Below are 1,664 nucleotides of genomic sequence, written 5' to 3' on the forward strand. Positions count from 1 at the left end.
TTTTTGCCGTGGTCCGCCGGTTGTCGGGCATGGGGCGTTTTTGCCGCCGGCGGCGGGCGCCGGGGGGGGGGGGGGGGCCCGCCCCGTGGGGGGGGCTGGGGGGGGGGGGGGGGGGGGGGCCCCCCCCCCCCCCCTCCCGTCCGCCGTGTTCCCGGCTCAGTCCCCGCGGTCGCCGACCGCGTCGGCCGCCTGCTCGTACAGGCTGGTCGCCAGTGAGTTGAGCACCTCGTGCAGCTCGCCGCCGTGCGCGCCGTCGACGGCGCGCAGCATCGCCCCGTAGCGGGCGCGGTAGTCCTCGACCACGGCGTCGCCGGCCGGGAGCAGGCGCAGCAGCGACCCGCGGCGGTCGGCGGGGTTGGGCGCACGCTCGAGCAGGCCGGCGGCCGTCATGCGGTCGATCATGTTCGTCACCGCGCCCGAGGTCAGGCCGAGGTACCCCGCGACCTCGGTGGGGGTGGAGTAGCCCGTGTCGCTGACGAGCACGAGTGCGCGCAGGGCGTTCTCGTGGATGCCGGCTCGCGCGCTCAACTGCCCGACCAGGCTCGTGTTCGCGCGGACGACCGCGGCGAAGGCCGCCATGAGGTCGGCGTCGTCGTCGCTGGTGGGGGCCACGGGACCTGCTTCCGTCGGAGGGGGACACGGGACGTCCCCCGCTCTGGGGTAAGTATAAGAGTGGTCAACTTGGTGAATCAGTGACTATCTTGATGATTGAAGCAAGTGAGCCCGAACCACTTGCTCCCGATCCTCCGACAAGCCCGAACCACCACCGAACGAAGAGGTCCACCGTGTCCACCAAGCTCCGCACCTCCGCGCTGAAGCGGATCCGTTTCGCCCCCGTGGCGCTCCTGGCCGGCATCTTCGCGGCCGTCCTGCTCTCGCTCTCCCTCACGGGCACCCTGTCCGGGTTCGCGGCGAGCATCACCAACTCGAGCAACACCGCCGCCACCGGCACCCTGGTCATGCAGGAGCAGAACGCCGGCGCGACCGTCACCTGCCTCAGCACCGACGGCGGCTCGGTCTCGACGAACGCGGCGACCTGCTCGACGATCAACAAGTTCGGTGGCAGCACGACGATGACGCCGGGCAACACCGTGAACACCGCGATCTCGATCAAGAACACCGGCACCGCGAACGCCGCGACCTTCACGCTCACCCCCGGTGCGACCTGCACGCAGTCGGCCAACGGCACCCAGAACGGCACCGCCACCGACCTGTGCGCGAAGATGAACCTCGTCATCACCTCGGGTTCGACCACCGTCTTCACCGGCACCCTGGCGAGCTTCAAGGGTGCGCCGGCCTCGTCCTTCACGATGCCCCAGGCACCCGCCGCCGGCGCGACCGTCCCGTTCAACTTCGCCGTGACCCTCGACCCGTCGGCCGGCAACACGTACCAGGGCCTCGCAGCGTCCGTCCCGATGACCTGGACGTTCACCGCCTGACCCGCAGGGAGCGCGCCGGCGTGACGACCTGATCCCGCCCCGCCGGCACCTCCCGGCTCCCGCACCCGCCTCCCCGGATCGACCCCTCAGACCGACGCCCCCCGACCGGCCTCCCCCCTTCCGGCCGGGTGACGTCATCCCCGGCGCAGTCCGACCGTCGTCCCCCCGTCCGGTCGGACGCGCCCACCCCGGCGGCGCTCGGACGTCCCCCGCGTCCGAGCGCCG

At 72.4% G+C, this 1,664-nt stretch carries 2 protein-coding genes; one reads left to right on the plus strand and one right to left on the minus strand.

All coding sequences use genetic code 11. The features are described from left to right. Positions 1–156 precede the first annotated feature (156 nt). Positions 157–612 carry a MarR family winged helix-turn-helix transcriptional regulator gene (locus tag ACIPEQ_RS11430; protein ID WP_126891914.1) on the minus strand — a complete coding sequence of 152 codons (456 nt, stop codon included), beginning with the start codon at positions 610–612 and terminating at the stop codon, positions 157–159. A gap of 173 nt (positions 613–785) precedes the next feature. On the opposite strand from ACIPEQ_RS11430, the gene ACIPEQ_RS11435 reads away from it, so the two are divergent. Further along, positions 786–1,439 carry a hypothetical protein gene (locus ACIPEQ_RS11435; protein ID WP_126891915.1) on the plus strand — a complete coding sequence of 218 codons (654 nt, stop codon included), beginning with the start codon at positions 786–788 and terminating at the stop codon, positions 1,437–1,439. Positions 1,440–1,664 lie beyond the last annotated feature (225 nt).

Source organism: Curtobacterium sp. NPDC087080, from assembly GCF_044745105.1.
Classification (GTDB): domain Bacteria; phylum Actinomycetota; class Actinomycetes; order Actinomycetales; family Microbacteriaceae; genus Curtobacterium.